The following is a 1676-nucleotide window of genomic DNA, read 5'->3' as shown; positions in this document are numbered from 1 at the left end:
AGCCCAGTCTGCCAGCAATACGACAGGCCATTCTTGATCGCATCCTGCGACCACCCATCGGGCAATGCCCCCACTGTGGAAACCTTCTACTCCAGACCTCGCAACACATTCTGCCAAAGTAGTGCTAGGGCGTGTTGCCAGTTAGCTCCGATGACAACGGAGACGAGTTGCGCTGCTGCGAGGAAGGTTGATTTCAGCTTGTCATAGCGTGTGGCAATGCCTCTGAACTGCTTCAGACTGGCGAAGAAGCGTTCAATAATGTTTCATTTTTTATAAAGCGAGAACAGGATTTTCCGTGGATTGCGTCGGTTTTTCCTTGAAGGGATAACCGGTGTGATCCCCCGCGCTTCAAGCTTTTCGATGAGGGGATCGGCGTCATAAGCCTTGTCGGTGATGAGGGCCTCGGGATCAACTTCATCCAGCAGGGGTTTTGCTTCAGTGATGTCCGCCCTTTGTCCGGGTGTCAGGGAAAGAGCCACAACTTTTCCCGCAGCATTGACAATAGCATGAATTTTGTTGGTCAGTCCGCCACGGGATCGGCCGATGGCCTGATCCGCGCCCCTTTTTTACGGGCGCTCGCACGATGCTGGTGAGCACGAACAATCGTGCTGTCGATCATCATGTATTCGTTGTCATGGTCAGTAGCCAGATGCCGGAAAATCCGTTCGATCACGCCGCCTTCGCACCAGCGACGCAACCGCCGGTGCACGTTCTTCCAGTCACCAAACCGGGCAGGCAGATCACGCCAGGGAATGCCAGCACGGTAACGATGCAGCACGGCTTCCACAAACAGGCGGTTATCCGCAGCCGTTCCACCGACATGACCTTCACGACCCGGAAGAAGATCTTTTATCCGTTCCCACTGGCTGTCACTCAGGCCATATCGTCGCATTCATTCTCTGCCTGAAAACAGAGAGAAAACATCACAGATCAAACGGGAGTACAAGCCTCATAGCGCCAGATGCTAACTGACGACACGCCCTAGTGTTAGGACTGTCCCTGCACATTGCGCAGATACAGAAAACACAGACCAAATCCCCATTTCCTGTGAGTTTGGTCAGTCCCACCAGAAGATCGGCAATCCTGTCGTTGTCCTCTGCCAGTCGCGGACGATAGCGAAAGCAGGTCTCGGATATCCCAAAAATCCGACGGGCTAGCGCAATGCTGACCCCACGATGCGCCACAGCCTGTACGGCCAGTTCCCGGCGCCCGGCTGGCCGCTTCATTTTTTTCCAAGGGCTTCCTTCAGGATATTCGTCTGCATGCCCAGATCCGCATACATGCGCTTCAGCCGACGGTTCTCCTCTTCCAGAGCCTTCATCTGACTGATCATCGAAGCATCCATGCCGCCATATTTCGCGCGCCACCGGTAAAATATGGCATTGCTGATCCCATGCTTTCGGCACAGGTCAAGAACCGAGACGCCGCCCTCAGCCTGGCGGATCACATCCATGATCTGGGCATCAGTAAAGCGATCATTCTTCATTCTTACGCTGAGAAAATTCTCATTCAAAAGTCACTCTTTTTATGGGGGAATTACCGGGCAAAACTGTCGGGCAGCAGGCCATCACGCGCCATGGTGAAAAATATGCGTGTCTGTCCGAAAATCATCATCAGCACGACGGAAGGCAGGGCAATGGTCGCCGCAAGACCGATCAGGTTGCCGATCCGGGTCC

General features: G+C 54.1%; 2 pseudogenes. Both read right to left on the bottom strand.

The features are described from left to right. Positions 1-86: 86 nt before the first annotated feature. Positions 87-892, bottom strand: a pseudogene (locus F1542_RS00445) (IS5 family transposase). Between the two features lie 104 nt (positions 893-996). Then, positions 997-1486, bottom strand: a pseudogene (locus F1542_RS00440) (transposase); the annotation flags it as partial. Between the last annotated feature and the right edge of the window lie 190 nt (positions 1487-1676).

This window comes from Komagataeibacter sp. FXV3, assembly GCF_015155755.1.
In the GTDB taxonomy this organism is placed as follows: Bacteria; Pseudomonadota; Alphaproteobacteria; order Acetobacterales; family Acetobacteraceae; genus Komagataeibacter.
The sequence above is the reverse complement of the archived record's forward strand: the minus strand, read 5'-3'. Positions and strand labels throughout refer to the sequence as shown.